General features: G+C 67.7%; 25 protein-coding genes and 1 tRNA gene. 10 read left to right on the plus strand and 16 right to left on the minus strand.

Translation table 11 applies throughout. From position 1 onward, the window contains the following. Positions 1 to 68 precede the first annotated feature (68 nt). From QPR87_RS10005 to QPR87_RS10015, 3 genes are all read left to right on the plus strand, one after another. On the plus strand, positions 69 to 506 hold the full coding sequence (locus tag QPR87_RS10005) for a CBS domain-containing protein (RefSeq protein WP_011750702.1): 438 nt from the start codon (positions 69 to 71) through the stop codon (positions 504 to 506). A 109-nt stretch (positions 507 to 615) separates the two neighbouring features. Further along, on the plus strand, positions 616 to 1,110 hold the full coding sequence (gene coaD, locus QPR87_RS10010; protein WP_011750701.1) for a pantetheine-phosphate adenylyltransferase: 495 nt from the start codon (positions 616 to 618) through the stop codon (positions 1,108 to 1,110). Positions 1,111 to 1,164: 54 nt separating this feature from the next. Beyond that, a complete protein-coding gene (locus tag QPR87_RS10015) occupies positions 1,165 to 2,028 on the plus strand; it encodes a DUF2189 domain-containing protein (protein ID WP_285049451.1) in 864 nt (287 codons plus the stop codon). A gap of 46 nt (positions 2,029 to 2,074) precedes the next feature. Here QPR87_RS10015 and QPR87_RS10020 read toward each other — a convergent pair whose 3' ends face one another. The 8 genes from QPR87_RS10020 to pyrC form a co-directional block, all read right to left on the minus strand. Then, the gene (locus tag QPR87_RS10020; protein WP_011750699.1) at positions 2,075 to 2,572 is read right to left on the minus strand and encodes a bactofilin family protein; all 498 of its coding nucleotides are present in this window, start codon (positions 2,570 to 2,572) and stop codon (positions 2,075 to 2,077) included. Then, positions 2,562 to 3,851, minus strand: a complete 1,290-nt coding sequence (locus QPR87_RS10025; RefSeq protein ID WP_041530486.1) for a M23 family metallopeptidase — start codon at positions 3,849 to 3,851, stop codon at positions 2,562 to 2,564. Before QPR87_RS10025 ends, QPR87_RS10020 begins: the two co-directional genes overlap by 11 nt. A 427-nt stretch (positions 3,852 to 4,278) precedes the next feature. Further along, complete coding sequence (locus QPR87_RS10030; RefSeq protein WP_011750697.1) at positions 4,279 to 5,673, minus strand: helix-turn-helix domain-containing protein; 1,395 nt, start codon at positions 5,671 to 5,673, stop codon at positions 4,279 to 4,281. Between the two features lie 61 nt (positions 5,674 to 5,734). Beyond that, positions 5,735 to 6,943, minus strand: coding sequence for a multidrug effflux MFS transporter (locus QPR87_RS10035; RefSeq protein ID WP_285049452.1), 1,209 nt, complete (start codon positions 6,941 to 6,943; stop codon positions 5,735 to 5,737). A gap of 63 nt (positions 6,944 to 7,006) precedes the next feature. Beyond that, positions 7,007 to 7,369, minus strand: a complete 363-nt coding sequence (locus QPR87_RS10040) for a DMT family protein (RefSeq protein WP_011750695.1) — start codon at positions 7,367 to 7,369, stop codon at positions 7,007 to 7,009. Beyond that, positions 7,366 to 8,865, minus strand: coding sequence for a replicative DNA helicase (locus QPR87_RS10045; protein WP_011750694.1), 1,500 nt, complete (start codon positions 8,863 to 8,865; stop codon positions 7,366 to 7,368). Before QPR87_RS10045 ends, QPR87_RS10040 begins: the two co-directional genes overlap by 4 nt. 232 nt (positions 8,866 to 9,097) lie before the next feature. Continuing rightward, the gene (locus QPR87_RS10050; protein ID WP_011750693.1) at positions 9,098 to 9,769 is read right to left on the minus strand and encodes an orotate phosphoribosyltransferase; all 672 of its coding nucleotides are present in this window, start codon (positions 9,767 to 9,769) and stop codon (positions 9,098 to 9,100) included. Next, entirely contained in the window at positions 9,766 to 10,809 is a 1,044-nt protein-coding gene (pyrC, locus tag QPR87_RS10055; protein ID WP_011750692.1) for a dihydroorotase, read from the minus strand. Before pyrC ends, QPR87_RS10050 begins: the two co-directional genes overlap by 4 nt. Before the next feature lie 130 nt (positions 10,810 to 10,939). Here pyrC and QPR87_RS10060 point away from each other — a divergent pair, with 130 nt between their 5' ends. After that, the gene (locus tag QPR87_RS10060; protein WP_011750691.1) at positions 10,940 to 11,254 is read left to right on the plus strand and encodes a hypothetical protein; all 315 of its coding nucleotides are present in this window, start codon (positions 10,940 to 10,942) and stop codon (positions 11,252 to 11,254) included. A gap of 89 nt (positions 11,255 to 11,343) precedes the next feature. Here the strand turns inward: QPR87_RS10060 and gap are convergent, their stop codons facing one another. From gap to QPR87_RS10090, 6 genes are all read right to left on the minus strand, one after another. Further along, a complete protein-coding gene (gap, locus tag QPR87_RS10065) occupies positions 11,344 to 12,345 on the minus strand; it encodes a type I glyceraldehyde-3-phosphate dehydrogenase (protein ID WP_285049453.1) in 1,002 nt (333 codons plus the stop codon). Positions 12,346 to 12,577: 232 nt separating this feature from the next. After that, the gene (locus QPR87_RS10070; RefSeq protein ID WP_285049454.1) at positions 12,578 to 12,721 is read right to left on the minus strand and encodes a hypothetical protein; all 144 of its coding nucleotides are present in this window, start codon (positions 12,719 to 12,721) and stop codon (positions 12,578 to 12,580) included. A gap of 220 nt (positions 12,722 to 12,941) precedes the next feature. Beyond that, positions 12,942 to 13,997 carry a flagellar motor switch protein FliG gene (locus QPR87_RS10075; protein ID WP_104492752.1) on the minus strand — a complete coding sequence of 352 codons (1,056 nt, stop codon included), beginning with the start codon at positions 13,995 to 13,997 and terminating at the stop codon, positions 12,942 to 12,944. 60 nt (positions 13,998 to 14,057) lie between these two features. Next, positions 14,058 to 15,374, minus strand: a complete 1,317-nt coding sequence (gene purB / locus QPR87_RS10080) for an adenylosuccinate lyase (RefSeq protein WP_285049455.1) — start codon at positions 15,372 to 15,374, stop codon at positions 14,058 to 14,060. 206 nt (positions 15,375 to 15,580) lie between these two features. Then, entirely contained in the window at positions 15,581 to 16,987 is a 1,407-nt protein-coding gene (glnA, locus tag QPR87_RS10085; RefSeq protein WP_011750687.1) for a type I glutamate--ammonia ligase, read from the minus strand. Between the two features lie 77 nt (positions 16,988 to 17,064). Beyond that, positions 17,065 to 17,403 carry a P-II family nitrogen regulator gene (locus QPR87_RS10090; protein ID WP_010398051.1) on the minus strand — a complete coding sequence of 113 codons (339 nt, stop codon included), beginning with the start codon at positions 17,401 to 17,403 and terminating at the stop codon, positions 17,065 to 17,067. A 141-nt stretch (positions 17,404 to 17,544) separates the two neighbouring features. On the opposite strand from QPR87_RS10090, the gene QPR87_RS10095 reads away from it, so the two are divergent. The 4 genes from QPR87_RS10095 (at position 17,545) to QPR87_RS10110 (ending at position 22,596) form a co-directional block, all read left to right on the plus strand. Next, positions 17,545 to 19,074 (plus strand): NAD(P)H-hydrate dehydratase, encoded by a 1,530-nt coding sequence (locus tag QPR87_RS10095; RefSeq protein ID WP_285049456.1) that lies wholly within the window; start codon positions 17,545 to 17,547, stop codon positions 19,072 to 19,074. An 82-nt stretch (positions 19,075 to 19,156) separates the two neighbouring features. After that, positions 19,157 to 19,241: transfer RNA gene (locus QPR87_RS10100), tRNA-Leu, on the plus strand. 525 nt (positions 19,242 to 19,766) lie between these two features. After that, positions 19,767 to 20,210 carry a hypothetical protein gene (locus QPR87_RS10105; protein ID WP_128493073.1) on the plus strand — a complete coding sequence of 148 codons (444 nt, stop codon included), beginning with the start codon at positions 19,767 to 19,769 and terminating at the stop codon, positions 20,208 to 20,210. A gap of 73 nt (positions 20,211 to 20,283) precedes the next feature. Continuing rightward, the gene (locus QPR87_RS10110) at positions 20,284 to 22,596 is read left to right on the plus strand and encodes a Tex family protein (RefSeq protein ID WP_285049459.1); all 2,313 of its coding nucleotides are present in this window, start codon (positions 20,284 to 20,286) and stop codon (positions 22,594 to 22,596) included. 79 nt (positions 22,597 to 22,675) lie between these two features. Here QPR87_RS10110 and pdxY read toward each other — a convergent pair whose 3' ends face one another. Next, positions 22,676 to 23,512 (minus strand): pyridoxal kinase, encoded by an 837-nt coding sequence (gene pdxY, locus QPR87_RS10115; RefSeq protein WP_285049461.1) that lies wholly within the window; start codon positions 23,510 to 23,512, stop codon positions 22,676 to 22,678. Further along, a complete protein-coding gene (locus QPR87_RS10120) occupies positions 23,509 to 24,261 on the minus strand; it encodes an MOSC domain-containing protein (protein WP_285049463.1) in 753 nt (250 codons plus the stop codon). Before QPR87_RS10120 ends, pdxY begins: the two co-directional genes overlap by 4 nt. Before the next feature lie 229 nt (positions 24,262 to 24,490). Here QPR87_RS10120 and QPR87_RS10125 point away from each other — a divergent pair, with 229 nt between their 5' ends. After that, on the plus strand, positions 24,491 to 25,081 hold the full coding sequence (locus tag QPR87_RS10125) for an ANTAR domain-containing response regulator (protein WP_011750681.1): 591 nt from the start codon (positions 24,491 to 24,493) through the stop codon (positions 25,079 to 25,081). Continuing rightward, a complete protein-coding gene (locus QPR87_RS10130; protein WP_285049466.1) occupies positions 25,072 to 26,244 on the plus strand; it encodes a CmpA/NrtA family ABC transporter substrate-binding protein in 1,173 nt (390 codons plus the stop codon). The genes QPR87_RS10125 and QPR87_RS10130 overlap by 10 nt, the downstream gene beginning before the upstream one ends. The last annotated feature ends 199 nt before the right edge of the window (positions 26,245 to 26,443 follow it).

The raw sequence follows: 26,443 nt of genomic DNA on the forward strand, positions 1-26,443 counted from the left end.
GACGCAAGCGCGGGTTGAGGTGACGCTGGGCGCCAGGACAGCCTTCGCCAGCCTGAGGAGGAATAGCAATGCTCGTCAACCAGATCCTTTCGATGAAAGCCAGCGGCGAGATTTTCACCGTCGCCCCGGGCGCCAGCGTGGCCGATGCCGCCAAGCTGCTCTCGGAAAAGCGCATCGGTGCGATCGTGGTCTCCGAGGATGGCAAGGTTCCGCTGGGCATCCTGTCCGAACGCGACATCGTGCGCGAACTGGGCCGGCGCGGCGCCGATGTGCTTGGCCTGCCGATCACCGAACTGATGACCCACAAGCTTGCGACCTGCACCACGGGCGAGGATGCGCTGGTGATTCTGGACCGCATGACCCAGGGCCGTTTCCGCCACCTGCCGGTGGTGGACGAGGCGGGTGCGATGGTGGGGCTGATCTCGATCGGCGATGCGGTCTCGGCCCGGCTCAAGGAGCTTGCGGCCGAGAAAGAGGCCCTGACCGGCATGATCATGGGCAATTGAGCCGGCGCCTTCCCGCCCGTCCCGCGAATCGCCGGATGGGCGCATGGCCTTGCATTCCTTGGCGAAACCCTGTTTGACTGTCGGCATTCGGCGAGGAGAAGGCAATCCCATGCGCATCGGGCTTTACCCAGGCACCTTCGATCCCATCACTCTGGGTCATCAGGACATCATCCAGCGCGCGCTGGAGCTGGTGGACCGGCTGGTGATCGGCGTCGCCATCAACCGCGACAAGAGCCCGCTGTTCGCGCTTGAGGATCGCGTCGCCATGGTGCGCGAGGAATGCGACCGGATCGTCGCCAAGCGCGGCGGCGAGATCGTCGTCCACCCGTTCGAGAACCTGCTGATCGATTGCGCCCGCGATGTCGGCGCCACGGTCATCGTGCGCGGGCTGCGGGCGGTGGCGGATTTCGAATACGAATTCCAGATGGTCGGCATGAACCGGGCCATGGACGACAGCATCGAGACGGTATTCCTGATGGCCGATGCCCGCCGCCAGGCCATCGCCTCGAAGCTGGTCAAGGAGATCGCGCGGCTGGGCGGGGACGTCTCGAAATTCGTCTCGCCCACCGTCAGGGATGCGCTGGTCGGCCGTTTCGCGCGCTGAGGCTGTTTCTTTACCATCGGCCTGCTAACCTTTGTCCCATCGACGGAGGAACAGATGGTCGTGACCGATTCGGACCCCAAACCCATTCCCACCCCGATTCCCGATCCCGAGCGGGAGCCGCTGCCCGACCCCTTGCCCGATCCGGGCCCGGACGAGATCCCGCTGCCGGCGGTGATCGGCCTTGACGCCATTCCGGCGGTGCTGGCGGCGGGCTGGCGGGATTTTCGCCGCGCCCCCGCCTTTGGCCTGCTGTTCGCGGCCTTCTATGTCATGGGTGGGCTGGTGCTGACGGCGGTCGCAACGGCTGCGGGGCAGGAATGGTGGTTGATGCCCTTCGTCGTCGGCTTTCCGCTGATCGCGCCCTTTGCCGCCGTCGGTCTTTACGAGGTCAGCCGGCGCATCGAATCGGACCGGCCGCTGATCTGGCGTGAGGTGCTGGCCGTCGTCATCGCGCAAAAGGACCGGCAGGTGCCGTCGATGGCCATGGTCATCCTGCTGATGTTCATGTTCTGGGTGTTTGTCGCCCATACCATCTTTGCACTGTTTATGGGCGTTTCGGCGCTGACCAACATCACCTCCTCGCCCGAGGTGCTGTTGCAGGGCCGCGGCCTGGTCATGCTGGTGGCAGGGACGGCGATCGGTGCGGGCTTTGCGGCGCTGCTGTTCTCGATCACCGTGGTCGGGCTGCCGCTGATCCTGGACCGCGAGGTGGACCTGATCTCGGCCATCATCGCCAGCTTTCAGGCGGTCGGGGCCAATCTGCCGGTCATGCTGTCCTGGGCGCTGGTGATCGCCACGTTGCTGTTTGCCGGCATCGTGCCGCTGTTCCTGGGGCTGTTCATCGTGCTGCCGGTGCTGGGCCATGCCAGCTGGCACATGTATCGCCTGCTGATGCCGGACGCCGAGCCGATGTCATGAAAAAGGGCGGCACAAGGGCCGCCCGTCCTGCCGGATGATCCTGCGATCACTCGGCCGCGTCGGCCTCGCGCGCGGTGGGGGGCGCCAGCTTCTTGGTGACGCCATTGGCCAGCGGATCTTCCTGGCGCTGGACCGAGCCTTCGAAATGGGCGCCGGATTCGATGGCGATGGTCTTGTGGATGATGTCGCCCTCGACGCGGGCAGTGGCGGTCAGGCGGACCTTCAGGCCACGGACGCGGCCGACGACGCGGCCGTTCACCACCACCTCCTCGGCGACGATCTCGCCGCGGATGGTGGCGCTTTCGCCGACGACCAGCTGATGGGCGCGGATGTCGCCCTCGACCGTGCCTTCGATCTGGATATCGCCCTGGGTCTGGATATTGCCGGTGACGGTCAGGTCCGAGGACAGGACCGAAGGCGTGGTGCGCGCCCGCGGCGCGGCTGCCGGAATGTCGTAACTCGTGTCGAGGCTGCGCGCGGGTTCGGGCTCGGGGGTCGGCTGGGTGCGGGGGCCAGGTTCGGTGACACGGGTCTTAGAAAACATTTTGGGCTGCCTTGATGAAGCTCATGGGATTCACGGCACGGCCGTTCACGCGGACTTCGTAATGAAGATGCGAGCCGGTCGATCTGCCGGTATTGCCCATATCACCGATCTGGCTGCCGCGCGATACCTTTTGGCCGGCCTTCACGCGAATCTTGGACAGGTGGCCATAGCGGGTTTCGGTGCCCAGCTCGTGCTGGATCTTGATCAGGTTGCCATAGCCGCGCTGCCAGCCGGCAAAGATTACCGTGCCCTCGCCCGTGGCATAGACCGGCGTGCCGACCGGGGCGGCCATGTCGATGCCCTCATGCGCGCGGCCCCAGCGCCGGCCGAAGGGCGAGGTATAGCGGAAAGCCGACTTCACCGGCATGGCCAGCGGCATCTTCTCGATGGCGATGCGATAGCTGTTCACCTGGTCCAGCGTGATCAGGATCTCGTTGGCCTTGGCCTCGCCCTGGCTGATCTCGGCATTGCCGCTGGAGGAATAGCTGACCGGGTTCAGCGGCCCGCCCTGGCCGGAATAGCCGCGGCGCACGGTCTTGAGGATCTCGTCCGGGTTCATGCCGACGGCGCGGAACATGTCGTCCAGCGGCTTGACCGAGACCGAGACGGCATCTTCGAGCTGCGCCAGGATTTCGTCGTTGCGCGCGACGATCTGGTCGCGCTCCAGCGTGACGGCGTCGGCAAGGCGCTTGGCGTCCTCGGCCTGCTGCACTGCCTCGATGCGCTGGCTGGCCGCCTGCTTCAGCTCGCCCGACAGGATGTCCAGCGCGGCTTGCAGTTCGGCGGTGCGGACGGGGGCGGCCTCGCCATCGGCGGCGGCCAGGGCCTCGGCCTGGTGCTGGGCCCTCACGACATCCTGCAGGCTGGCCTGCACCGCGCCCAGGCCGGTTTCCAGTTCGCGCCGCTGCGCTTCGGATTCCAGCAGCAGCGACTGCATGCGCGACACCTGGTCCAGCGCGACGGCAAAGCGGTTCTGCGCGGCCGCGGCCTCGGCGGCGCGGCGGTCGCGTTCGGCGGACAGGTCGGTCAGCCGCGCTTCGAAGGCGCTTTGCGCCAGCCGCGCCTCGTCGCGGGCCGAGCCGGCGCTGATCGCGTCGATGACCAGGATCGAGCTGGCGATGATCGACCAGCCGAAAACCAGTGCGATCCCGCCAAGGCCAAGAAGCTGCGTGGCCGGACGCAGCCGCAGGAAGCGGGTCGTTTTGTCCGATTTCAGGAAGAGGCGCTGCTCTGGCAGCCAGCGCTCAAGCACCGAATTCAGGCTATGAGTGATGCGCAATGTCCCGGGTCCATATTGTTTCGGCCGACCTGCCGGGCAGAGGCGGTCATGGCTGCGCACGGATAAATCCGACCTGTGCTCAAAGCGCAACAGCGGTGGGGCCTCTGCACATCCCTTGGGCGGATTGACGCCGATCCATGCCCAGGCGGCGGGTGGATATCCGCCGGTGGCAAGGGCAATCGGCAATGCAACCCAAGATTGATCTCGGGAATAATCCAGGCAAATGGCTGAAATGGAAAGTATAATTTGTCAGCACGATTGCCCGGATCGCTTTCGGCCGGCCACAGCGCCCATTTGTCGCAGACTGGGGAGTTTGCCACGCAAATGGGCAGGGTGCCCTGATCCCGGTGCCGGGCCGGGCGATTCCCTTGCGGTTTTCGCGGCCGGCGCAGGAACCGTGCGGCGGTTCGGGGCGTTTGCGGCCGTTTCAGGCGATCTCATAGGGCAGCGGCCCGGGCCGATCCGGGGGGATGCGGATATGGCGGTCCACGGGGGGCACGGAACGCTGATGGCAGTTCGGCCGGGGGCAGATCCGGCAAGAGACGCCGATCGGCTCGAACAGCTGCGGATTGCCGATATCCAGCCCGTCGGCATAGACCACCTCGCGGGCATGGCTGATCTCGCAGCCCAGCCCGATGGCGAAGCGGCGCACCGGGGCGCCGAAGGCGCCCGCGGGTTTCGATACGTCCCGCGCCAGCAGCAGGTAACGCTTGCCGTCCGGCGTCTCGGCCAGTTGCCGCAGGAAGCGGCCGGGCGTCTCGAAGGCCTGATGCACGTTCCACAGCGGGCAGGCGCCGCCGAAACGGGCGAATTGCATCCGCGTGGCGGAGTGGCGCTTGGTGATCGTGCCCGCCTGATCGACGCGGACGAAAAAGAACGGCACGCCCCGGTCGCCGCCGCGTTGCAGGGTCGAGAGCCGATGCGCGACCTGTTCCAGCGAGGCGTGGAACAGATGCGCCAGCCGTTCCAGGTCGTGCCGTTCGGTCCGGGCGGTGGCAAGAAACTGGGCATAGGGCATCATCGCCGCGCCGGCGAAATAGTTCGCCAGCCCCAGTCGCGCGATGTCGCGGGCCGAGGCGCTGCGGAACCGCGCAAGCTCCAGCGTCGCTTCCAGAAGGTCGCCGCGCGTTTCCAGCGCCAGCAGATGCAACAGCTGGAAGGCTTGCGTCGCGGGCTCGGCCGCCGCGTTCAGCGTGATGCGCTTGCCCTCGCGCAGATAGACCGGGCCGCTGCCCAACTCGGCCATGACCACCTCGATGCCGCGCTCGGCCAGCGCGGCGATGGCGCGGTCCAGCGGGCGCAGGTCGGGACGCGAACGGGCGAAATGCTCGGCGGCGCGGTCCACGGCGTCGATATAGTTGTCGCAGTAATGGAAGAAGTCCCGCACCTCTTCCCAGGGCGAGGGCGTGGCATTCTGCGCCCCGGCGCCAAGCGCCTCGTCCAGCGCGGCCAGCCGCTCCTGCCCCTCGCGATGGGCGCGATAGAGGTCCAGGAAGGCGCGGGCCAGCGCCGGCGCATTGGTCGCGGCCAGCCGCAGGTCGGCGCGCGGCGGCGTGGCGTCGAACAGCGGATCGGCCAGCGCCTCGGCCATGTCCATCACCATGCGCTCGGCATCGCCCACCGCCATGGCACCCAGATCGACCGAGAATTCCGAGGCGAGCCGCAGCAGCACCCCGGCCGAGACCGGGCGGTGGTTGTTCTCCATCTGCGAAAGATAGGGCAGCGAAACGCCCAGCCGGTCGGCGAAGGCGCGCTGGGTCAGCCCGGCGCGGGCACGCGTCTCGCGCAGCGCGACGCCGGCATAGATCTTCTGGGTGGCCATCTGACCTCCTGGCTTTGCAAAGACAGGGATACGCTTTGCAAATGCCTTGCCGCAAGAGGGATCAGCCGCGGTTGATGACCTGCCTTTCGCGGATCATGACCCACAGGATGAAGCCGATCGAGGCGACGGCCGACCCCGCCATGATGACCAGCAGCGGCGAGGCGCCGGTATCGTCGTGCAGCAGCGCGCCGGCCAGCGCGGCCAGGCCCGCGCCGCCCGCCACCGCCATGGCGCCGCCCAGCCCGCTGGCGGTGCCGGCCAGTTCGGGGCGCACGCTCATCATCCCGGCATTGGCGTTGGGCAGGAGCATGCCGTTGCCCAGCCCCATCAGCCCGACCGAGCCGAAAAAGACCAGCGGTGTCAGCCCGCCCATCAGGTCGACCACCAGCGCCAGCACCAGGAAGACCGAGCAGATCAGCGCTCCCGACAGGATCATCCGGTTCATGCCGATCCGGGTCGAGAACCGGGCCGAAAGGTAATTCCCCAGCGCATAGCCGATCGAGGGGCCGGCGAACCAGTAGCCGACCTCGGCCGGCGACAGGTGCAGCACCACCTGGCCGACAAAGGGCGCGCCGCCCAGATAGGCGTAGAACGATCCGGCGCTGAGCGTCGCAGCCAGCGCATAGCCCCAGAACCGCTGCGAACGGGCCAGGACCGGATAGGTCGCGACCTGCTGGCGCAGCGGCACGCCGCCGCCGCGCGCCGTCTCGGTCAGGTCGAAGGCGCACAGCGTCATGACCGCCAGCCCGGCCAGCCCCATGGCGACGAAGCTGGCCCGCCAGCCCAGCGTCTCGTCCAGAACGCCGCCCAGGGTGGGCGCGACCATCGGCACCAGCGACATGCCCATGGTGACATAGCCGATCATGCTGGCCGCCTGTTCGGCCGGCACGATGTCGCGTACCACGGCACGGCTGATGACGAAGCCGGTCGTCACCACCGCCTGGATCAGGCGGAAAAGCATGAACCAACCGGCATCCGTGGCCAGCAGCGCCCCAAGGGTCGCCAGCAGGAAGATCGCAAACGATCCCAGCACCACCGGCCGGCGCCCGAAACGGTCGCTGATCGGGCCGCAAAGCAGTTGCAGGACCGCGCTGACCGCCAGGAAGGCCGAGACGGACAGCTGCATGAAGCCGTATTCCACGCCGAAATCCCGCGCCATGGCCGGCAGCGAGGGCAGGAAGATATTCATCGAAAGCGCCCCGGCGGCCGAGATCGAAACCAGCGTCAGGATGCTTGGACGGCGGGGAGTGGAGGGGGTCGCGCTGCTCATGCCCGCACCTTTGCCCGGCCGGCGGGCGAAGGCAATCGCCTGTTTACGCGGCACTGTTTCGCGTCAATGCGCAGTGCTGCCGGAATTGTGGAAGATCAGGAAGGCGCCGAAGCAGATGCAGGCAAAGCCGGCCGCCACGTTCCAGGTCAGCTTCTCGCCCAGCCAGGCCCAGGAGAACAGCACGAAGACTGAGAGGCTGATCACCTCCTGGATGGTCTTGAGTTGCGCGGCGTTGAAATGCCCGTAGCCGCTGCGGTTCGCCGGCACCTGCAACACGTATTCGAAGAAGGCGATGCCCCAGCTGACCAGGATGACCAGCAGCAGCGGCGCGGCCTTGAACTTCAGATGCCCGTACCAGGCGACGGTCATGAACAGGTTCGACAGGATCAGCAGGCCGATGGTGACGAAAGGCACCGGCAGGTTCATTCGGCAGGATCCCAGCTGCGGTGTTTTTCCAGGTTTCCGAAGCGGGTGAAGCGGCCCTCGAAGGACAGCTCGACCGTGCCGATGGGGCCGTGGCGCTGCTTGCCGATGATGACCTCGGCCTTGCCGTGGCAGGATTCCATGACCTGCTGCCAGGTGGCCATCTTGTCGAGGTCGTGGTCGGCGGGCTTCTCGCGCTCGCGGTAATATTCCTCGCGGAAGACGAACATCACGATATCGGCGTCCTGCTCGATGCTGCCGGATTCGCGCAGGTCGGAAAGCTGCGGGCGCTTGTCCTCGCGCGCCTCGACCTGGCGCGACAGCTGCGACAGGGCGATGACGGGGATGTCCAGTTCCTTAGCGACGGCCTTGAGGCCCTGGGTGATCTCGCTGACCTCGTTGACGCGGCTGTCCTTGGCCGAGGCTGCGCGCAACAGTTGAAGATAGTCCACGATCAGCAGGTCCAGCCCCATGGTGCGCTTGAGCTTGCGGGCCCGCGCGGCCAGTTGGTTGATCGGCAGTGCCGGCGTGTCGTCGATGTAAAGCGGGCAGTTCTGCAAGTCGTGCGCGGCCTTGACGAAGCGGCGGAACTCGTCCTCGGTCATGTCGCCGCGGCGGATCGCCTCGCTGGGAACCTCGGCGGCTTCGGACAGGATGCGCGCGGCCAGCTGCTCTGCCGACATCTCCAGGCTGAAGAAGCCGACGACGCCGCCCGCCACCGTACCATGGCTGCCGTCGGGCAATTCGCCCAGCTTGTGCGACTTGGCGACGTTGAAGGCGATGTTGGTCGCCAGCGAGGTCTTGCCCATCGAGGGCCGGCCGGCCAGGATGATCAGGTCCGATCGGTTCAACCCGCCCATCTTGCCGTCGAGGTCGACCAGCCCGGTCGAGACGCCCGACAGCCCGCCGCCCCGGCTGAAGGCGGCATTGGCGGCGTTCAGGGCCCCGGTGACGGCGGCAAGGAAACTCTGGAACCCGCGTTCGGCCACGCCCTGCTCGCCGAGCTTGTAGAGGACCTGCTCGGCTTCCTTGATCTGCTCCTCGGCGGAATCGCTGACCGAGACGGTCGAGGCACGCGCGGCGATGTCCTGGCCCAGCCCGATCAACTCGCGGCGCAGGGCGAATTCGCGGATCATCTGCGCATAGTCGCGTGCGGCATGGGACGAGATCGCCGCCCCCGCCAGCCGCGCCAGATAGGCCGGGCCGCCCAATTCCTTGAGCCCGGCGTCGTGCTCCATGAAGGCCTTGATCGTCACGGGGCTTGCCAGCGCGTTCCTGGCGATGCGCTCGGCGCAGATCTCGTAGATGCGTCGATGGACCGGGTCGTAGAAATGCCGCGCCTGGATGATGCGGGAAACGTGGTCGTAGACCTCGTTATTGGTCAGGAGCGCGCCCAGCAACTGCTGCTCGGCCTCGATCGAGAAGGGCACCGCCTGCGCGGCGGCGGCCTCGGCGATCTCGCCGGGCTTCCTGACTTCGACGGCGCGCAACTCGCTCATCCCATGCTCTCCGACGTCCGACTCGGCTGGGGGTCGTTATCCACCTTATGCGCCCCGGGGTCCATCGGGATATGCTGTGGATAAGCTGTGGGCGAATTGCCGCCCCCGCGCCTGTGGCAAGGGCGGCATGGGTATTTGAAAAACGGAAAAGACAAGGTGCGGCACCCGGTCTTTCCGTTTCTTAAATACCCATGCGACCGTGCGGCAGCTCGATGCAGCCGCCGCGGGGATTTCAGGGATGCGCGGCTTGCCAGGCGCGGGGATCGGTCAGGAAGCTTTCGACTTCGGTGAGCGTCGCCTCGTCATAGAAGCCTTGCGCCTTGGCTTCGGCCAGCACGTCCCACCAGGTGCAGAGATAGTGCAGCCGGACGCCATGGTCGGCCAGGCGCTGCGTGGTTTCGGGGAAGATGCCGTAATAGAAGATCACCGCCGTATCGGCGCAGGTCGCGCCGGTCTCGCGGATCGCATCGACGAAGCTCAGCTTCGAGCCGCCGTCGGTGGTCAGGTCCTCGACCAGCAGCACCCGCTGGCCCTCGGTCATGGCGCCTTCGATCCGCGCGTTGCGGCCGTAGCCCTTGGGCTTCTTGCGCACATAGGTCATCGGCAGTTCCAGCCGCTCGGCCACGAAGGCGGCGAAGGGGATGCCCGCCGTCTCGCCGCCGGCGACATTGTCGAAGGCGGCAAAGCCCGCTTCGCGCAGCACGGTCGCCGCCAGGAAATCCATCAGCGTCGAGCGGATGCGCGGAAAGCTGATCAGCTTGCGGCAGTCGATATAGGTCGGTCCCTTCAGCCCCGAGGCATAGGTAAAGGGCTCGGCCGCGTTGAAGTGCACCGCCTTGATCTCCAGCAGCATGCGGGCGGTCAGCCGGGCGATTTCCTCATGCGGAGGGAAGGGCAGGGTCATGCGGGGTCCTCAACGTGCCAGTAGAGCGGGAAGCCGGGGTCGAAGACGGTGACGGTTTCGTCGCCGGCGGCGATATGGGTCGGATATTCGGCGGGCGTGTCGCGCCGGACCAGCCGGATGCGGTCCTGGTTCGGCTCCATGCCGTAGAAGGCGGCGCCGTTGAGCGAGGCGAAGCCTTCGAGCCGGTCGAGCGCGCCTTCCTCCTCGAAGACCTGCGCCAGGATGGACATGGTGTTCGGCGCGGTGAAGCAGCCGGCGCAGCCGCAGGCCGCTTCCTTGGCGCGGTCGGGATGCGGCGCCGAGTCGGTGCCGAGGAAGAAGCGCCCATCGCCCGAGACCGCCGCCTTGCGCAGCGCCAGGCGGTGGGTTTCGCGCTTGGCGACCGGCAGGCAGTAGTAATGCGGCCGGATGCCGCCCGCCAGGATGTGGTTGCGGTTGATGACCAGGTGGTGGGTGGTGATGGTCGCGCCGATATCGTCGTTGGCGGCGACATAATCCACGCCGTCCGACGTGGTGATATGTTCCATCACCACGCGCAAGCCGGGCGTGGCGCGGCGGATCGGGTCCAGCACGCGGTCGATGAACGCCGCCTCGCGGTCGAAGATGTCCACTGCCGGATCAGTCACCTCGCCATGGAAGAGCAGCGGGATGCCGGCTTCGGCCATGGCTTCCAGCACGCCTCGCACCTTGTCGAAGTCGCGCACGCCCGAGGCCGAATTGGTGGTCGCCCCGGCCGGATAAAGCTTGACGGCCGAGATGATTCCCCCGGCATGGGCGGCCACCACATCGGCCGGATCGGTGGTTTCGGTCAGGTAGAGCGTCATCAATGGACGCAACGTCACTTTCGGACCCAGCGCGGCCCGGATCCGGTCGCGATAGGCGGCCGCCTGCGCCCCCGTCACCACGGGCGGCACCAGGTTCGGCATGATGATCGCCCGGCCAAAATGGCCGGAAAATGAAGCCACTGCCTGCAGCATGGCGCCATCGCGCAGGTGCAGGTGCCAGTCGTCGGGGCGTCGGAGCGTCACGGATTTGGTCATGATTTTTCCTGTATACCGGGTGCGGCAGCAAGGCCATAGGGCAAAGATCCGTCCCAGCCGGCCTCTTGGCATTTCGTCGCCATGGGCGCAGCCTCTCTCGCCTGTTGTTCGCGCAAAGGGAATTCGTGTGATGGGTTTCGGAATGATGAACTACTCGGCCATGCAGGCGCCTCTGATGCTGTGGCAGCAGATGGCGCGCATGGCCTGGGAATCGCAGATGGTCATTGCCTTGCGGACGGCGGGCATGATGGGCCTTCTGCGACAGGACGCCGCCGAACCGCAGCGCATGGTGATCGAAAAGGCCGATGCCGCCTCCGAGGCGCTGCATGCCGCGTTGCGCGCGGCCGGGCGGGGCGAGCGGGCCGATCGGGTCATGGCGGCGGCGCTGCGGCCCTATCGCAGGCGCACCCGCGCGAACGTGCGGCGCCTGTCGGGCAAGGACTGAAGGCGCCTGCCGCGGCCCTGGGCCGGATGTGAAAACGCGCCCCCGTTTACCGGGGGCGCGTTTCGCTTTTCACGTCCGAGTCACGGGGCTCAGATCAGCTTGCCCATGGCGACCGCGGTGTCGGACATGCGGTTCGAGAAGCCCCACTCGTTGTCATACCAGGTCAGGATGCGGCAAAGCCGGCCCTCCATCACCTTGGTCTGGTCCATGTGGAAGACCGAGCTGTGCGAATCGTGGTTGAAGTCCGAGGAAACCAGCGGTTCGTCGGTATAGCCCAGGATGCCCTTCAGCGAACCGTTGGCGGCGGTGCGGATCGCTTCGTTGATCTCTTCGACCGAGGTGTCGCGGGCGGCTTCGAAGACCAGGTCCACGACCGAGACGTTCGGGGTCGGCACGCGGATCGCGACGCCGTCCAGCTTGCCCTTGAGCTCCGGCAGCACCAGGCCCACGGCCTTGGCCGCGCCGGTCGAGGTCGGGATCATCGACAGCGCCGCGGCGCGGGCGCGATACAGATCCTTGTGCATGGTGTCCAGCGTCGGCTGGTCGCCGGTATAGCTGTGGATCGTGGTCATGAAGCCGCGGGCGATGCCGATGCTGTCGTTGAGCACCTTGGCGACGGGCGACAGGCAATTGGTTGTGCAGCTGGCGTTCGAGACGACGATGTCGTCCTTGGTCAGCGTGTCGTGGTTCACGCCATAGACGATGGTCTTGTCGGCATTGTCGCCGGGGGCCGAGATCAGCACGCGCTTGGCTCCGGTCGACAGGTGCGGCTGCACCTTTTCCTTGGAGGCGAAGATGCCGGTGCATTCCATGATCACGTCGATGTCGCCCCAGGGCAGTTCGGCCGGGTTGCGGATCGCGGTGACCTTGATCGGGCCGCGGCCGACATCGATAGAGTCGTCGGTCACCTTGACCTCGGCGGGGAAGCGGCCGTGGACCGAATCGTAGCGCAGCAGATGCGCATTGGTCTCGACCGGGCCGAGGTCGTTGATCGCCACGACCTCGATATCATTGCGTCCCGATTCGATGATCGCGCGCAGCACGTTCCGACCGATCCGGCCAAAGCCGTTGATCGCTACCTTTACAGCCATAGGTTTCCTCCGCCGCTGATGATGTTCCGCGCTGCAAATAGCCCGCATCGCCGGGGGAATGCAAATGCCTGAACCCCCTTGGGGCGGAAACTCGACCGAAAGGCCTATGTTAGCGGTGCAATTGCGGCATATCGACGCGGGTGGGCCATCCGGGCGACGGTGCAGGGCCCGGGCCGGGGCATAATTCGCTGCGATGGGTGCCGGATGCGGGCGAATCGCGCAGGCTGTGGGGTCAGCGCCAGAAGCTGAGAAACTCGATCAGGCTGGCGAACTGCTTGCCCAGGAACACCGGCAGGCCCCAATGCAGCACCAGGGCATCCGCCGCGAACAGTCCCAGGATGAAAAGGCCCAGCGTGAGCGCGATCTGATTTGTCATACCGTCCGTCCCGGGGCTGCCTTGCTTGCGTCGCGATGCGCCGTTCCGCCCCTTGCTAGGGCAGAGGCCGGGTCCAGGCAAGGCATTGCGCCTTTCCCCGCCTTGCACGATGCCGCCATGCGCCGTCCTGCTGCGGCGTCCTTGCCGCGCGTCCGTTCCGGTCCTGCGGTGCCGGGTTCGATGGGCCGGGTCCGGGGGGCCGGTTGGCCGCCCTGCCGGATCAGCCGGTCGGGCTTTCCGTTTCCGCCTCCTCTTCCTCGGGTTCCTGCGCGATCAGGAACAGGTCGCCCGCCGCTTCCATGCGGCGGATGGTGATCACCACCTGGTCCATGGCCTCTTCGGCGTCCCGGGTCGAGACCTTGCCCAGTCCCTCCATCTCTTCGCGCATCGATTCGGCCAGGCGGGGCGAGATGCCGCCCAGCAGGAAGTCCACGGTTTCGCGCGACGGGCCGCGGGCGCCGGCCAGCGCCTTGAGCAGCACGGGGTTGTCCACCTCGCGCATAATGCGGGGGATGTCGCGCGCGTCGATGCGGCGGGGGATATGCGCCCAGGTGAAGATGGTCTTGCGCACCTCGCCCGCGAAGACGGCATCGTCGTCGTCCAGCCCGGCCAGCACGCTGTCGCGCATGCCGGAGGGCGAGAAGTTCAGGATCGCACCGACCTTTTCACCCGCCTTGCCCTCCAGCGGCGGTTGCGGAACGGCGGCGGCCGCCTGGATCAATGCCCTGCCGATGCGCCGCAGCGCCTCGGTCCCGATGCCGCCCGTCAGCGACATCGCATAGGCGATCTGGCGGGCGCGTTCCTTTTCGAGCAGGCCGAACACCTCGGCCGCGCGCGGCACCGGCAGTTTCGAGAACATCACCGCCGCGATCTCGATCGCTTCGGTCCTGGCCAGCTCGGCCAGCAGGCCCGGCGCCATGGCCGCGATGCTGTCCCACGGATCGCCGGCGCCGTTCAGCGCCGCCAGGCGCCGCAACTCGTCGGTGGTGTCGGGGGAAAGGTGGCCGTCGAGCAGGTTCAGCGTGCCGTCGATATCGCCCGGAAAGGACAGGCTGATCGCCTCCAGCCGGTCGCAGAATTCGGAGACGATGGCATTGCGCGTCTCGCGGTCGATGACGCCCATCAGCGCCATTTCCTGTGCCAGTTCGGTCTGCAATTCCGGCGGCAGCCGGGCCAGGTCGATGTCCCCGCCCTCGGCCAGCACCAGCCGCACGATCACCGCCGCCTTCTGCCGCGGACTGAGCCCCGCCGTCGCCCCGAGCGCCGGAACACCCATGGATTGCCCCCGATTCCCAACTTTCCGGGGGCAATCTGGCAGGGAAAAGCGAACAGGCGGTTAATGCGCGCCGTTTTCGCCGAAGACCCGGGCGAAAATCGTGCCCACATGCTTGGTGTGATAGCCCAGGTCGAATTTCTCCTCGATCTCGGCGGGCGAAAGCGCGGCCGTCACCTCGGCATCGGCCAGCAGCTCGGTCTTGAAGTCGGCGCCCTGTTCCCAGACCTTCATGGCGTTGCGCTGCACCAGGCGATAGGCGTCCTCGCGGCTGACGCCGGCCTGGGTCAGGGCCAGAAGCACGCGCTGGGACATGACCAGGCCCTTGAACTTGTTCATGTTCTTCAGCATGTTTTCGGGGTAGACCACCAGCTTTTCGATCACGCCCGCCAGGCGGTTCAGGGCGAAGTCCAGGGTGATCGTCGCGTCCGGCGCGATGCCGCGTTCGACCGAGGAATGGCTGATGTCGCGTTCATGCCACAGCGCCACGTTCTCCATCGCCGGGACCACCGCCATGCGCACCAGGCGGGCAAGGCCGGTCAGGTTCTCGGTCAGCACCGGGTTGCGCTTGTGGGGCATGGCCGAGCTGCCCTTCTGGCCGGGGCTGAAATATTCCTCGGCCTCCAGCACTTCGGTGCGCTGCATGTGGCGGATCTCGATGGCGATGTTCTCGATCGAGCTGGCGATGACGCCCAGCGTGGCAAAGAACATCGCGTGGCGGTCGCGCGGGATGACCTGGGTGCTGATCGGCTCGGGGGAGAGGCCCATCTTCGCGCAGACATGTTCCTCGACGCGGGGGTCGATATTGGCGAAGGTGCCGACCGCGCCCGAGATGGCGCCGGTCGCGACCTCGTCGCGGGCGCGTTCCAGCCGTTCGCGGCCGCGCGCCATCTCGGCGTAGAAGCGGGCGAAGGTCAGGCCCATGGTGGTCGGCTCGGCATGGATGCCGTGGCTGCGGCCGATGCGGACGGTGTTCTTGTGCTCGTAGGCGCGTTTCTTCAGCGCGGCCAGCACCTTGTCCATGTCGGCCAGCAGGATGTCGGCGGCCCGCACCAGCTGGACGTTCAGCGTGGTGTCCAGCACGTCCGAGCTGGTCATGCCCTGATGGACGAAGCGCGCCTCTTCGGCACCGATATGCTCGGCCAGATGGGTCAGGAAGGCGATGACGTCGTGCTTGGTCACGGCCTCGATCTCGTCGATGCGGGCGACGTCGAACTCGACGTCCCTGGCCTTCCAGACCGCTTCGGCGTTCTCGCGCGGGATCACGCCCAGGTCGGCCTGGGCGTCGCAGGCATGGGCCTCGATCTCATACCAGATCCGGAACCTGGTCTCGGGCGACCAGATGGCGGTCATTTCGGGGCGGGCATAGCGCGGGATCATCGGGGGCTCCTGTGTTTGCGGGGGTTCTAGTCGCTTGCCTCACGTCCCGCAACCGCGCCGGCATCATCGCGGGGCAGAGGCCCTTGCCGGGCGCGGCATCCGGCAGGCGGATCGCGAGGGAAGGCCCCCTTCGCGCCGAAAGGCCCCGCCCAAAGGAAAAGCCGCCCCGTGGGGCGGCTTTCCCGTGTCACTGTCCCTGCCGTGGATCAGCAGCTGTAATACATCGCGTATTCGATGGGGTGCGGGGTATGCTCGTAGGCATAGACCTCTTCCCATTTCAGCTTGATGTAGCCTTCCAGCTGGTCGCGGGTGAAGACGTCGCCGGCCAGCAGGAAGTCCATGTCCTTCTCCAACTCCTCCAGCGCCTCGCGCAGCGAGCCGCAGACGGTCGGGATCTCGGCCAGTTCCTCGGGGGGCAGGTCGTAGAGGTCCTTGTCCGAGGCCGGGCCCGGGTCGATCTTGTTCTTGATGCCGTCGAGGCCCGCCATCAGCAGCGCGGCAAAGGCCAGGTAGGGGTTCGCGGCCGGATCGGGGAAACGGGCCTCGACGCGCTTGGCCTTCGGCGACTCGGTCCACGGGATCCGCACGCAGCCCGAGCGGTTGCGGGCCGAATAGGCGCGCAGCACCGGGGCCTCGAAGCCGGGGATCAGGCGCTTGTAGCTGTTGGTCGCCGGGTTGGTCAGCGCATTGAGCGCCTTGGCGTGCTTGAGGATGCCGCCGATGAACCACAGCGCCTCTTGCGACAGGTCGGCATATTTGTCGCCGGCGAACAGCGGCTTGCCGTCCTTCCAGATTGACATGTTCACATGCATCCCCGAGCCGTTGTCGCCCTTCATCGGCTTCGGCATGAAGGTCGCGGTCTTGCCATAGGCGGCGGCGACGTTGTGGATGACGTATTTGTATTTCTGGATGTTGTCGGCCTGCTCGACCAGCCCGCCGAAGATCATGCCAAGCTCGTGCTGGGCGGTGGCGACCTCGTGGTGGTGCTTGTCGACCTTGATGCCCATGCGCTTCATGGTCGAGAGCATCTCGCCGCGGATGTCCTGGGCCGCATCGACCGGGTTCACCGGGAAATAGCCGCCCTTGTGGGCCGCGCGATGGGCGAGGTTGCCGTCCTCGTAGACGGTGTCGGTGTTCCAGGCGGCATCGACCGAGTCGATCTCGAAGCCGACCTTCTGCGGCGTCACCGAATAGCGGACGTCGTCAAAGAGGAAGAACTCCGCCTCGGGGCCGAAATAGGAGATGTCGCCGATGCCCGAGGATTTCAGATAGGCCTCGGCCTTCAGCGCGGTGCCGCGCGGGTCGCGGGCATAGGGCTCGCCGGTGTCGGGCTCGACCACGTTGCAATGCACGCAAAGCGTCTTTTCGGCATAGAACGGGTCGATATAGGCCGAGGATGCGTCCGGCATCAGCTTCATGTCGGACTGGTCGATGGATTTCCAGCCGGCGATCGAGGAGCCGTCGAACATGAAGCCTTCCTCGAAGAAGTCCTCGTCCACCAGATCGGCGACCAGCGTCACATGCTGCAGCTTGCCCTTGGGATCGGTGAAGCGGACGTCGACATATTCGACTTCCTCGGCCTTCATCAGATCCAGAACGTCCTTGACTGTCATTGGGATCCTTCCTCCATCAGTCTGCCCGGCGCCGCCGCCGGGCATGGGTCATTGGTTCATGGTGCGGGTGGGCGGGATCAGACCGCGTCGTCGCCGGTCTCGCCGGTGCGGATGCGGATGGCCTGTTCGACCGGCAGGATGAAGATCTTGCCGTCGCCGATCTTCTCGGTGCGCGCGGCCGAGATGATGGCGTCGACGGCGGCTTCGACCAGGTCGTCGGGCAGCACCATCTCGATCTTCACCTTGGGCAGGAAGTCCACCACGTATTCCGCGCCGCGATAAAGCTCGGTATGGCCCTTCTGCCGGCCGAAGCCCTTGACCTCGGTGACCGAGAGGCCCTGGACGCCGACTTCCTGAAGGGCCTCTTTCACATCGTCCAGTTTGAAGGGCTTGATGATGGCTTCGACTTTCTTCATCGCCTGATCCTTCTCTCGCGACTTGCCTGCGACCTGATTGGCGGGTTTGATGATGCGCGTCCATGCGGCTTGATGGGGAAAGCGGCATGCAGACAGCGAATCGCGGGCATGTGCCCGAATATTATGCAGGTTGCCTGAATTATGTGCGATGAAGCGGCCCAGAGGCGCGAAATCCTGACGACTCGGCAGATGCGTGCGGTCGAGGGCGCCGCCATCGGCAGCGGCAGCGTCACCGGGTCGGCGCTGATGGAGCGGGCCGGCGCGGGCGTCCTGTGCGAGATGCTGGCACTGTGGCCCGAGTTCGAGCGGCCGGGGCATGCGGTGATTCTCTGCGGTCCCGGCAACAACGGCGGCGACGGCTATGTGGTGGCGCGACTCCTGGCCGAGCGCGGCTGGCAGGTGCGGCTGGCGGCGCTGGCACCGCCCGCGACGCCCGATGCGCAGGTCGCCGCCGCCTGCTGGCAGGGCGCGGTGGCGGCGCTGTCCGATCTCGGCCCCGAGGATTTCCCGCCCGGCTCGCTCTGCATCGATGCGCTGTTCGGCACCGGGCTGGTGCGGCCGCTGGCGCCCGGCATCGCGGCGCCCCTGCGGCTGGCGGCAGCGCAGGGCTGCCGCATCGTCGCGATCGACATTCTCAGCGGGCTTTGCGCCGACAGCGGCCGGGTTCTCGGCGGGCTCGACCTGCCCCGGGCGGCGCTGACCGTCAGTTTCCAACGCGCCAAGCTGGGTCATGTCCTGGCGCAGGGCGGGGATCTGAGCGGCGTGCTGCGCATCGTCGACATCGGCATCGACGGCTGGATGGCGGCGGCAGGCGAGCCCGGGCGCTTCGCGGGGCCGGTGCCCGCGCTCGCCAAGCGGGCCGGCCATAAATACGACCATGGCCATGCGCTGGTCCTGGGCGGCGGGCCGGGGCAGGGCGGAGCGGCGCGATTGACGGCGCGGGCGGCGCTGCGCATCGGTGCCGGGTTGGTGACGCTGGCCTGTCCGCCCGAAGCGCTGCCGGAAAACGCCGCAAGGCTGGATGCGGTGATGCTGCGCCCCGTCGCCGACCGCGCCGGGCTGGAGCATCTGCTGGAGAATCCGCGCTTCAACGCGCTGGGCCTCGGGCCCGGACTGGGGCTTGACCGGGCGCGGGATCTGGTGCCCGCCGTGCTGGCCTCGGGCCGGGCGGCGCTGCTTGATGCCGATGCGCTGACCGCCTTTGCCGATGCGCCCGAGGCGCTGTTCGCCGCGCTGCATCCGGGGGCGGTGCTGACCCCGCATGGCGGCGAATTCGCCCGGCTGTTTCCCGATCTGGCGCAGCGGCTGGCCGCACCGGCCGAGACGGGCCCGGCCTTTTCGCGGCTGGACGCGGCGCGGCAGGCGGCCGAGCGGGCGGGCTGCGTGGTGCTGCTCAAGGGGCCGGACACGGTGATCGCCGCGCCGGGGGGCGAGGCGCGCGTCGCCGCCGCCGTGGGCGAGGCGCAAGCGCCATGGCTGGCGACGGCGGGCGCGGGCGACGTGCTGTCGGGCATCGTCACCGGGTTGCTGGCGCGCGGCTTCGCGCCGCTGGAGGCCGCCGCGACCGGCGCCTGGCTGCATGCCGAGGCGGCGCGCGATTTCGGCCCCGGCCTGATCGCCGAAGACCTGCCCGAGCGGATTCCGGCGGTGCTGCGGGCTTTGGGCTGCTGAACTTTCCGCTCGCAAGCCGCCGAGGGCTTTGCTAAGAGGGGCGCCGATCCCTCGCCGCCTCGTGGCTGATGCGGATCGGCATGCGGGTGTGGCGAAATTGGCAGACGCACCAGATTTAGGTTCTGGCGCCGCAAGGCGTGGGGGTTCAAGTCCCTCCACCCGCACCATTCAGTAAAACCAAGGGCTTTGACTGAAACGACGCTGCGCGGTCCTAGGGATTCGCGGCGGAAACAGCGATTTCCCAACCGCTCCCCCGTGCCCTCTATTCGTCCCGCCGCGGCGAAGCCCCTTGTGCCCGTGATGGGGCAGCCCGCGGGCAGGGATGCCCGTCCAGCCCGCCCCCGGATCAACCGCCGCGCATGCGCCGCAGGTAGCGGGCAGAAGCGTCCCGCCGACAAGCGCGCCGACCGCCGGGGCGCGTGGCCGGGTTTCCCAGACGTCCCGCTTCGGGTCGGAACAGGGCTGCGGAAAGGGGCCGCAACCAGGAGATGTTCGGTGAATCCCCCGCCCGTTTCGGAATAAATCATTGAATATCAATTGATTGAATGGTGATTTGTGAGGGGCTGTTAACCTATCCTAAAGGGTAGCTGGCCGAAACCGAACAGATCGTTTTAATTGTATCTCATTAAGCAATCTCTATTGTTGGTTGGTGAGTGATGTTGGTGAATGGCAAGGCCACGCATGCTACGGGCATGCATTATCCCCATGGCGACAATGGCAGCCTGACCTTTCTGCAGGTCTCGGGGATCGGGGTCGGCGGACAGGGCTTTTCGGGCTCGGTGGCCGACTGGTGCGAGCAGGGCTTTTCGATCTGCGAAAGCTACCTGATCGAGGCGCAGAACCTCTTCGTGGAAGGCGATCCCTCGGGGTTCCTGGCCATGGCCGAGGCGCAGTTCGACGCCGAGCTTGTCGATGAGGTGCTGCTCCATGCCAACGCCCTGCTGAAGGGCGTGGCCTTTTGCCGCCTGGCAGGGCGGCTGCAACTGGCCGAGACGGGCGATGCCCCTCTTGGCCTGAACTGGACGGCCATCGCCAACCTTTGGTGCGCGATGGAGACGACCAAGGGCGACATGCGCATGCCGCGCCTGGCGCCGGAATTCGAACGGCGGATGCGCGGCGCGATGCGGCTGTCCTGAGCGGGCCCGCAGGCATCGGAATGCTTGGATCGCCGGCTGGTTTTGGCTATGACGGCGCTCCAGTCAGCAGAGGATGCCGCCCGTGGACGCAACCGACCGCATTGCCCGCACCATCGCCGCCGAGATCAGCGCCAGCCCCACCCAGGTCGCTGCGGCCTCGGCCTTGCTGGACGGGGGTGCGACCGTGCCCTTCGTCGCGCGCTATCGCAAGGAGGTGACGGGCGGGCTGGACGACACGCAGCTGCGCACGCTGTCGGAACGGCTGGCCTATCTGCGCGAACTCGAGGCGCGGCGGGTCTCGATCCTCGAATCGATCAAGGGGCAGGGCAAGCTGACCGACGAACTGGCCCGCGCCATCGCCGGGGCCGGGACCAAGGCCACGCTCGAGGACATCTACCTGCCCTTCAAGCCCAAGCGCCGCACCAAGGCGATGATCGCCCGGGAAAACGGGCTGGAGCCGCTGTTGCGTGCCATCCAGGAAAACCGTGCCGCCGAACCCGAGGCGCTGGCGGCGGGCTATCTGGCCGAGGCGGTGCCGGACGTGAAATCGGCGCTGGACGGCGCGCGCGACATCCTGGTCGAGGAACTGTCCGAGAATGCGGCGCTGCTGGGCCGGCTGCGCGAATTCATGCAGGCCGAGGCGATCATCTCGGCCAAGGTGGTGCCGGGCAAGGAGCAGGTCGGCGCCAAGTTCAGCGACTATTTCGACCAGTCCGAGAAATGGGCGAGCATCCCGGCGCATCGCGCGCTGGCGATCCTGCGCGGCGCCAAGGAAGAGGTGCTGACCATCGAGATCGCGCCCGAGCCGGAAACCGGCGCGGCGCGGGCCGAGGGCATCGTCGCCTCGGCGCTGGGACGGCTGGGCGATCAGCCGGGCGACCGCTGGCTGCGCAAGGTGGCGGGCTGGTGCTGGCGGGTGCGGCTGTCGAACACCATGTATATCGACCTGCTGACCGAGCTGCGCGCGCGCGCCCATGCCGAGGCGATCCGGGTTTTCGCCCGCAATCTCAAGGATCTGCTGCTGGCCTCGCCCGCCGGCCCGCGCCCGACCATCGGGCTGGACCCCGGCATCCGCACCGGGGTCAAGCTGGCGGCGGTGGACGGCACCGGCAAGCTGGTCGAGACGGCGACGCTGTATCCCTTTCCGCCTAAATCCGACCTGCGCGGGGCCGAGGCCGCGCTGGCCGCCGCCATCGTCAAGCACGGGATCGAGCTGATCGCCATCGGCAACGGCACCGCCAGCCGCGAGACCGAGCGCTTCGTGGCCGAGGTGCTCAAGCGCCTGCCCGAAGGCGTGAAGCAGCCCGTGAAAGTAATCGTCAGCGAGGCCGGCGCCTCGGTCTATTCCGCCTCGGAACTGGCGGCCAAGGAGTTTCCCGGCCTCGACGTGTCCTTGCGCGGCGCGGTCTCCATCGCCCGGCGCCTGCAGGACCCGCTGGCCGAACTGGTCAAGGTGCCGCCCGAATCGATCGGCGTCGGCCAATACCAGCACGACGTGGACCAGCGCCAACTGGCCAGGACGCTGGAGGCGGTGGTCGAGGACGCGGTGAACGCGGTGGGGGTGGACCTGAACACCGCCTCGGCGCCCTTGCTGGCGCATGTCGCGGGGCTGGGTCCGTCGCTGGCGCAGAACATCGTTGCCTGGCGCGACGAGAACGGCGCCTTCCCGTCGCGCGCTGCGCTGAAGAAGGTCGGCGGCCTCGGCCCGCGCGCCTTCGAGCAATGTGCGGGCTTCCTGCGCATCCGCGATGGCAAGGAGCCGCTGGACGCTTCCTCGGTCCACCCCGAGGCTTACGGTGTCGCGCGCAGGATCGTCGCCGCCTGCGGCCGCGACATCCGCCAGATCATGGGCGACGGCGCGGCGCTGAAGGGCATCCGCGCGGAAGCCTTCGTCGATGAGCATTTCGGCCTGCCCACCATCCGCGACATCCTGTCCGAACTGGAAAAGCCCGGCCGCGACCCGCGCCCGAGCTTCGTCACGGCAAGCTTCGCCGAGGGGGTCGAAGCGATCGGCGATCTGCGTCCCGGCATGGCGCTGGAGGGCACGGTGACGAATGTCGCGGCCTTCGGCGCCTTCGTCGATATCGGCGTGCATCAGGACGGGCTGGTGCATATCAGCCAGCTTGCCGACCGTTTCGTCAAGGACCCGAACGAGGTGGTGAAGGTCGGCGACGTGGTCAAGGTGCGGGTGACCGAGGTGGACGTGGCGCGCAAGCGCATCGGCCTGACCATGCGCAAGGACGGCGGCGCCTCGGCCCGCGACGCGCAGAAAGAGCGCGGCCCCAAGGCCCAGCCGGCACGCGGCCCGAAATCCGCCGCACCCGCCGGAAAGGAACAGCCCGGCGCATTGGGCGCGGCGCTGCTGAACGCGCTGCGAAAGAACTGAGGCGGGCTCCATCCGTCGCCGAAACGCTCCGCCGAACCTTCCCCAGGGGGAACATCGGGCAGGTCGCAGGGCGAAAGCGTCAGGGCACCAGCAGCGCCGCGCGGAACTCGGGATCCGAAAGCACCACCTCCTTGGTGCCCAGCTCCGCCGCCCGCCGCAGCGCGCGCGAGGTCTGGACCTGCGCGAATTCGACCGCCTGGGCAAGGCCGCGCCCCTGGCCAAGCGCGGCGGCGATCAGCCCTGCGAACAGGTCCCCGGTCCCGGCCAGCGCCACCGGCAGGTGCGGTGTCGGGTGCCGCGTCAGCCCCTGCGGCCCCAGGATCACGCTTTCCAGCATCCCGGGCGCCGTCTCGCGCAGCTTGCAGCCGGTGACGATCAGCTGCGCCTCGGGCGCCATGCGCAGGGCCAGCGCGGCGCGGTGGACATCGGCCAGCTCCGCGATGGGCTGGCCGGTCAGCCAGGCGACCTCGAACGGGTTGGGCGAGGCGATGTCGGCCATGGGCAGCAGCCGGTCGCGGAAGGTGTCGGCGATCTCCTGCGGCACATAAAGCCCCGGCTGCTCGTCGCCCAGCACCGGATCGCAGTAATAGCGCAGGCGCGGGTTCGCCGCCTTGGCGCGGGCGACGAAATCGGCCGTCAACTGCGCCACCTCGACCGAACCGATATAGCCGGTCAGCAGGAAATCCGCGCGTTCCGGCAACCCGCGGTCCCAGGCGCCCTGCAACAGCTCGGCAAAGAAATCGCCCGGCAGCGGCCGGCCGCGCAGGGTCGGATAATCGGGGGTGTTGGAAAAGATCACCGTCGGGATCGGCGCCACCTCCAGCCCTGCTGCCAGCATCGGGAACACCGCCGCCGAATTGCCGACATGACCCATGACCACCTGGCTCTGGATCGAGATCACCAGCGGGCGGGTCATGCGCTGCCCTCCAGCCGCTTCGACCAGTCCTCGACCCGGCCGCTTTCCAGCCGGCGGACGGCATAGCGCCGCCAGCCCTCGGCCAGGATGTCCAGCGCGGCGATGCCCTGCAACTCGCCAAGGTTCAGCCGGTCCACGTAAAGCGCATGCCAAAGCCGGCGCAGCGTCCAGTCCGGTGCCACGCGGTCGACCAGTTCCAGCCGGTCGCCGGGCGCGACGATCCCCGGCTCCAGCACGCGGTAGTACCAGCCGGTGCGGCCGCTCTCCTGAACGCGTCGCGCCATGGTTTCGACCCCGAAGCGGTGGTTCAGCTTCCAGCAGGGCTGGCGCCCCTGCGAGACCTGCACCAGGGCCGAGCCGAGCCGGAAGATGTCGCCCACCGCCACATCCGCCTCGGTCAGTCCCCAGGTCGAGATGTTCTCGCCAAAGGCGCCGGGCGCATCCAGCAACCCCCTGATTTCTCTGTTCTCCAAATACTCCACGGGGGTTCGGGGGTGTGAAACCCCCGGCGGTTCCGCCGGGCGCAGCAGCCCAAGCTCTTCGCGCCACGCCGCATAATGGTCGAAGGGATAGTGATGCACGGCCTTTTCCGGCCCGCCATGCACGCGGCGGTCGGCCTGCTCGTCGCCCGAAAACCCCTCGGGACCAAGGGCGAGCGGGCGATCCACCGGGCGCTTGTCGATGCCGCTTTTCTGGTCGCTTCCGGGCAGCGGGGCGGCCTTGCCCGTCAACAGGATGATCTCCGCCATGGCTTCCCTCTGTTCGCGCGTCGCACCCAGATTAGCCAAAGCCCCGGCAGGCTCAAGGGAGCGGGACGGGGGCCGGGCGGCCATGGCGCCGCCCGAACCATGGGCAGCGCCGCCCACGACTGCCCGCCAATCGCGCAAAACCGGGACGGGCTGGGTCGCGTGCGGCGGGATGCGTTGCGGGCGCGGGGTTCCGGTGGCACCTGCTGGGACGGGAGAGAGCAGGAAGCAGATGGACAAGCGCCTTTCGATCGTCGTCATCGAATCCGACCCGGAGCGCGCCGCCCCGATCGTGGACGGGCTGCGCGAGATCGGCGACCACGACATCCGCATCATCTCGGAAGAAACCGGCCTCGCGCGCCACATCGCCGAATGCCGGCCCGACATCGTGCTGATCGACCTGGCCAATCCCTCGCGCGACGTGCTCGAAGAGCTGGCGCTGGCTTCCGGCCCGACCGAGCGGCCGGTGGCGATGTTCGTGGACCGCTCGGATGAGCATCTGACGCGCGCTGCGGTCGAGGCGGGGATATCGGCCTATGTCGTGGACGGGCTGCGTCCCGACCGGATCAAGCCGGTGCTGGATGCGGCCATCGCGCGCTTTCACATGTTCCAGCGCATGCGGGCCGAACTGGCCGCGACCCGCGCGGCATTGGAGGAGCGCAAGGTGATCGACCGCGCCAAGGCCGTGCTGATGAAGGCGCGCGGCATCGACGAAGAGGCCGCCTATGCGCTGTTGCGCAAGACGGCAATGGACCAGGGCAAGCGCGTGGCCGAGATCGCGCAACAGCTGGTCCTTGCCGCGGGGTTGCTCTCATGCCGCTGACGCCCCTGCGCCTGGGCTATGTGCCGCTGATCGATGCCGCGCCGCTGATCGTGGCGCGCGAGCTGGGCTTTGCCGCCGAGGAGGGGCTGGAGTTCCAGCTTCTGCGCCTGGGCGCCTGGGCGCAGGCCCGCGACATGCTGGGCGCCGGGCTGATCGAGGCGGCGCATATGCTGGTGCCGATGCCGGTCGCGCAGGCGCTGGGGCTTGGCCCGGCGCTGCCCGACCTGGACCTGGTGATGTTCCTGTCCCAGGGCGGGCAGGCGGTTGCGGTCAGCGCCGCGCTGGCCGCAAGGATGCGCGAACAGGGCCATGATTTCGACTTTCGCGATGCCCGCAAGGCCGCCCGCGCGCTGCATCGCGCCGCTCCTGACCGGCTGCGCGTCGGCGTGCCGTTCCATTTCTCGACGCAGCTGGAACTGATCCGCCACTGGCTCGGTGCCTGCGGCCCCGGCCCGGCGCTGGAGGTCGTGACCGTGCCGCCGCCGCTGATGGCCGAATCCATGGCCGCGGGCGAGGTCGATGCCTTCTGCGTCGGCGAGCCCTGGGCATCGAGCGCGGTGGACCGGGGCCTTGCCGCGCTGCTCTTGCCCGGCACGGCGATCTGGGCCTCGCCGCCGGAAAAGGGGCTGGTGCTGCGCCGCGACTTCACCGAAGGCCAGCCGCAGGTGACGGGTGCGCTGATGCGTGCCGTCTGGCGTGCCGGGCGTTGGCTGGACGAGCCCGAGAACCGCGATACCGCCGCCGAGATCCTGTCGCGGCGCGAATATCTGGACCTGCCGGCGGAACTGGCCGAGCGCGGCTTGACCGGGCGGTTGCAGGTCACGCCCTCGGGCGAGATCCGCCATGTGCCGGGTTTCATCGCCTTCCACGCCGGCGCGGCGAATTTTCCCTGGAAAAGCCTGGCCGCATTCTTTGCGCAGCGCATCGCCCTGCGCCACGGGCTGGAACCGGGACCGGCGATGGAAAAGGCGATGGCGCATTTCCGCACCGATCTTTACCGCCAGCACCTGCGTGCGGCGGGGGCGGCCTTGCCCGGCGCCTCGGCCCGGCTGGAGGGCGCGCTGGCGCATGACCGCGAGGTCGCGGCCGAAAAGGGCCAGATGATTCTGCGCGCCGATGCCTTCTTCGACGGCACCATCTTCGAACCACCCTTCGCCGGCTGAGCGTTTTGCAGGCAGGCCGGGCGCGGTGCTGCCCGGCTTTCGGGCGGAGTCGGCGGAGGATGCTGCGATGCCGCATCAAGGCTTGATCCGGGCTGCGTCCTGACCCAGTCTGATCCCATGGCCCGGCGCAACGGCGCGCCAACGGCCCGCTCGCAATGATGCGGCACGGATTCCCGCGACGATGCGGAAATCCTCTCCT

It is taken from the genome of Paracoccus sp. SSJ (assembly GCF_030234105.1).
In the GTDB taxonomy this organism is placed as follows: domain Bacteria; phylum Pseudomonadota; class Alphaproteobacteria; order Rhodobacterales; family Rhodobacteraceae; genus Paracoccus; species Paracoccus denitrificans.

Coding starts and splice junctions, on each gene's coding strand:
- QPR87_RS10060 (WP_011750691.1), top strand. CDS start 10,940: ATGGGTTTCGGAATGATGAACTACTCGGCCATGCAGGCGCCTCTGATG.
- gap (WP_285049453.1), bottom strand. CDS start 12,345: ATGGCTGTAAAGGTAGCGATCAACGGCTTTGGCCGGATCGGTCGGAAC.
- QPR87_RS10040 (WP_011750695.1), bottom strand. CDS start 7,369: ATGAACCTGCCGGTGCCTTTCGTCACCATCGGCCTGCTGATCCTGTCG.
- QPR87_RS10045 (WP_011750694.1), bottom strand. CDS start 8,865: ATGAGCGAGTTGCGCGCCGTCGAAGTCAGGAAGCCCGGCGAGATCGCC.
- QPR87_RS10095 (WP_285049456.1), top strand. CDS start 17,545: ATGTGCGATGAAGCGGCCCAGAGGCGCGAAATCCTGACGACTCGGCAG.
- QPR87_RS10015 (WP_285049451.1), top strand. CDS start 1,165: ATGGTCGTGACCGATTCGGACCCCAAACCCATTCCCACCCCGATTCCC.
- purB (WP_285049455.1), bottom strand. CDS start 15,374: ATGATCCCGCGCTATGCCCGCCCCGAAATGACCGCCATCTGGTCGCCC.
- QPR87_RS10090 (WP_010398051.1), bottom strand. CDS start 17,403: ATGAAGAAAGTCGAAGCCATCATCAAGCCCTTCAAACTGGACGATGTG.
- QPR87_RS10035 (WP_285049452.1), bottom strand. CDS start 6,943: ATGAGCAGCGCGACCCCCTCCACTCCCCGCCGTCCAAGCATCCTGACG.
- QPR87_RS10020 (WP_011750699.1), bottom strand. CDS start 2,572: ATGTTTTCTAAGACCCGTGTCACCGAACCTGGCCCCCGCACCCAGCCG.
- QPR87_RS10120 (WP_285049463.1), bottom strand. CDS start 24,261: ATGGCGGAGATCATCCTGTTGACGGGCAAGGCCGCCCCGCTGCCCGGA.
- QPR87_RS10030 (WP_011750697.1), bottom strand. CDS start 5,673: ATGGCCACCCAGAAGATCTATGCCGGCGTCGCGCTGCGCGAGACGCGT.
- QPR87_RS10125 (WP_011750681.1), top strand. CDS start 24,491: ATGGACAAGCGCCTTTCGATCGTCGTCATCGAATCCGACCCGGAGCGC.
- coaD (WP_011750701.1), top strand. CDS start 616: ATGCGCATCGGGCTTTACCCAGGCACCTTCGATCCCATCACTCTGGGT.
- QPR87_RS10130 (WP_285049466.1), top strand. CDS start 25,072: ATGCCGCTGACGCCCCTGCGCCTGGGCTATGTGCCGCTGATCGATGCC.
- QPR87_RS10070 (WP_285049454.1), bottom strand. CDS start 12,721: ATGACAAATCAGATCGCGCTCACGCTGGGCCTTTTCATCCTGGGACTG.
- QPR87_RS10110 (WP_285049459.1), top strand. CDS start 20,284: ATGCCGCCCGTGGACGCAACCGACCGCATTGCCCGCACCATCGCCGCC.
- glnA (WP_011750687.1), bottom strand. CDS start 16,987: ATGACAGTCAAGGACGTTCTGGATCTGATGAAGGCCGAGGAAGTCGAA.
- QPR87_RS10005 (WP_011750702.1), top strand. CDS start 69: ATGCTCGTCAACCAGATCCTTTCGATGAAAGCCAGCGGCGAGATTTTC.
- pdxY (WP_285049461.1), bottom strand. CDS start 23,512: ATGACCCGCCCGCTGGTGATCTCGATCCAGAGCCAGGTGGTCATGGGT.
- QPR87_RS10050 (WP_011750693.1), bottom strand. CDS start 9,769: ATGACCCTGCCCTTCCCTCCGCATGAGGAAATCGCCCGGCTGACCGCC.
- QPR87_RS10075 (WP_104492752.1), bottom strand. CDS start 13,997: ATGGGTGTTCCGGCGCTCGGGGCGACGGCGGGGCTCAGTCCGCGGCAG.
- QPR87_RS10105 (WP_128493073.1), top strand. CDS start 19,767: ATGCATTATCCCCATGGCGACAATGGCAGCCTGACCTTTCTGCAGGTC.
- pyrC (WP_011750692.1), bottom strand. CDS start 10,809: ATGACCAAATCCGTGACGCTCCGACGCCCCGACGACTGGCACCTGCAC.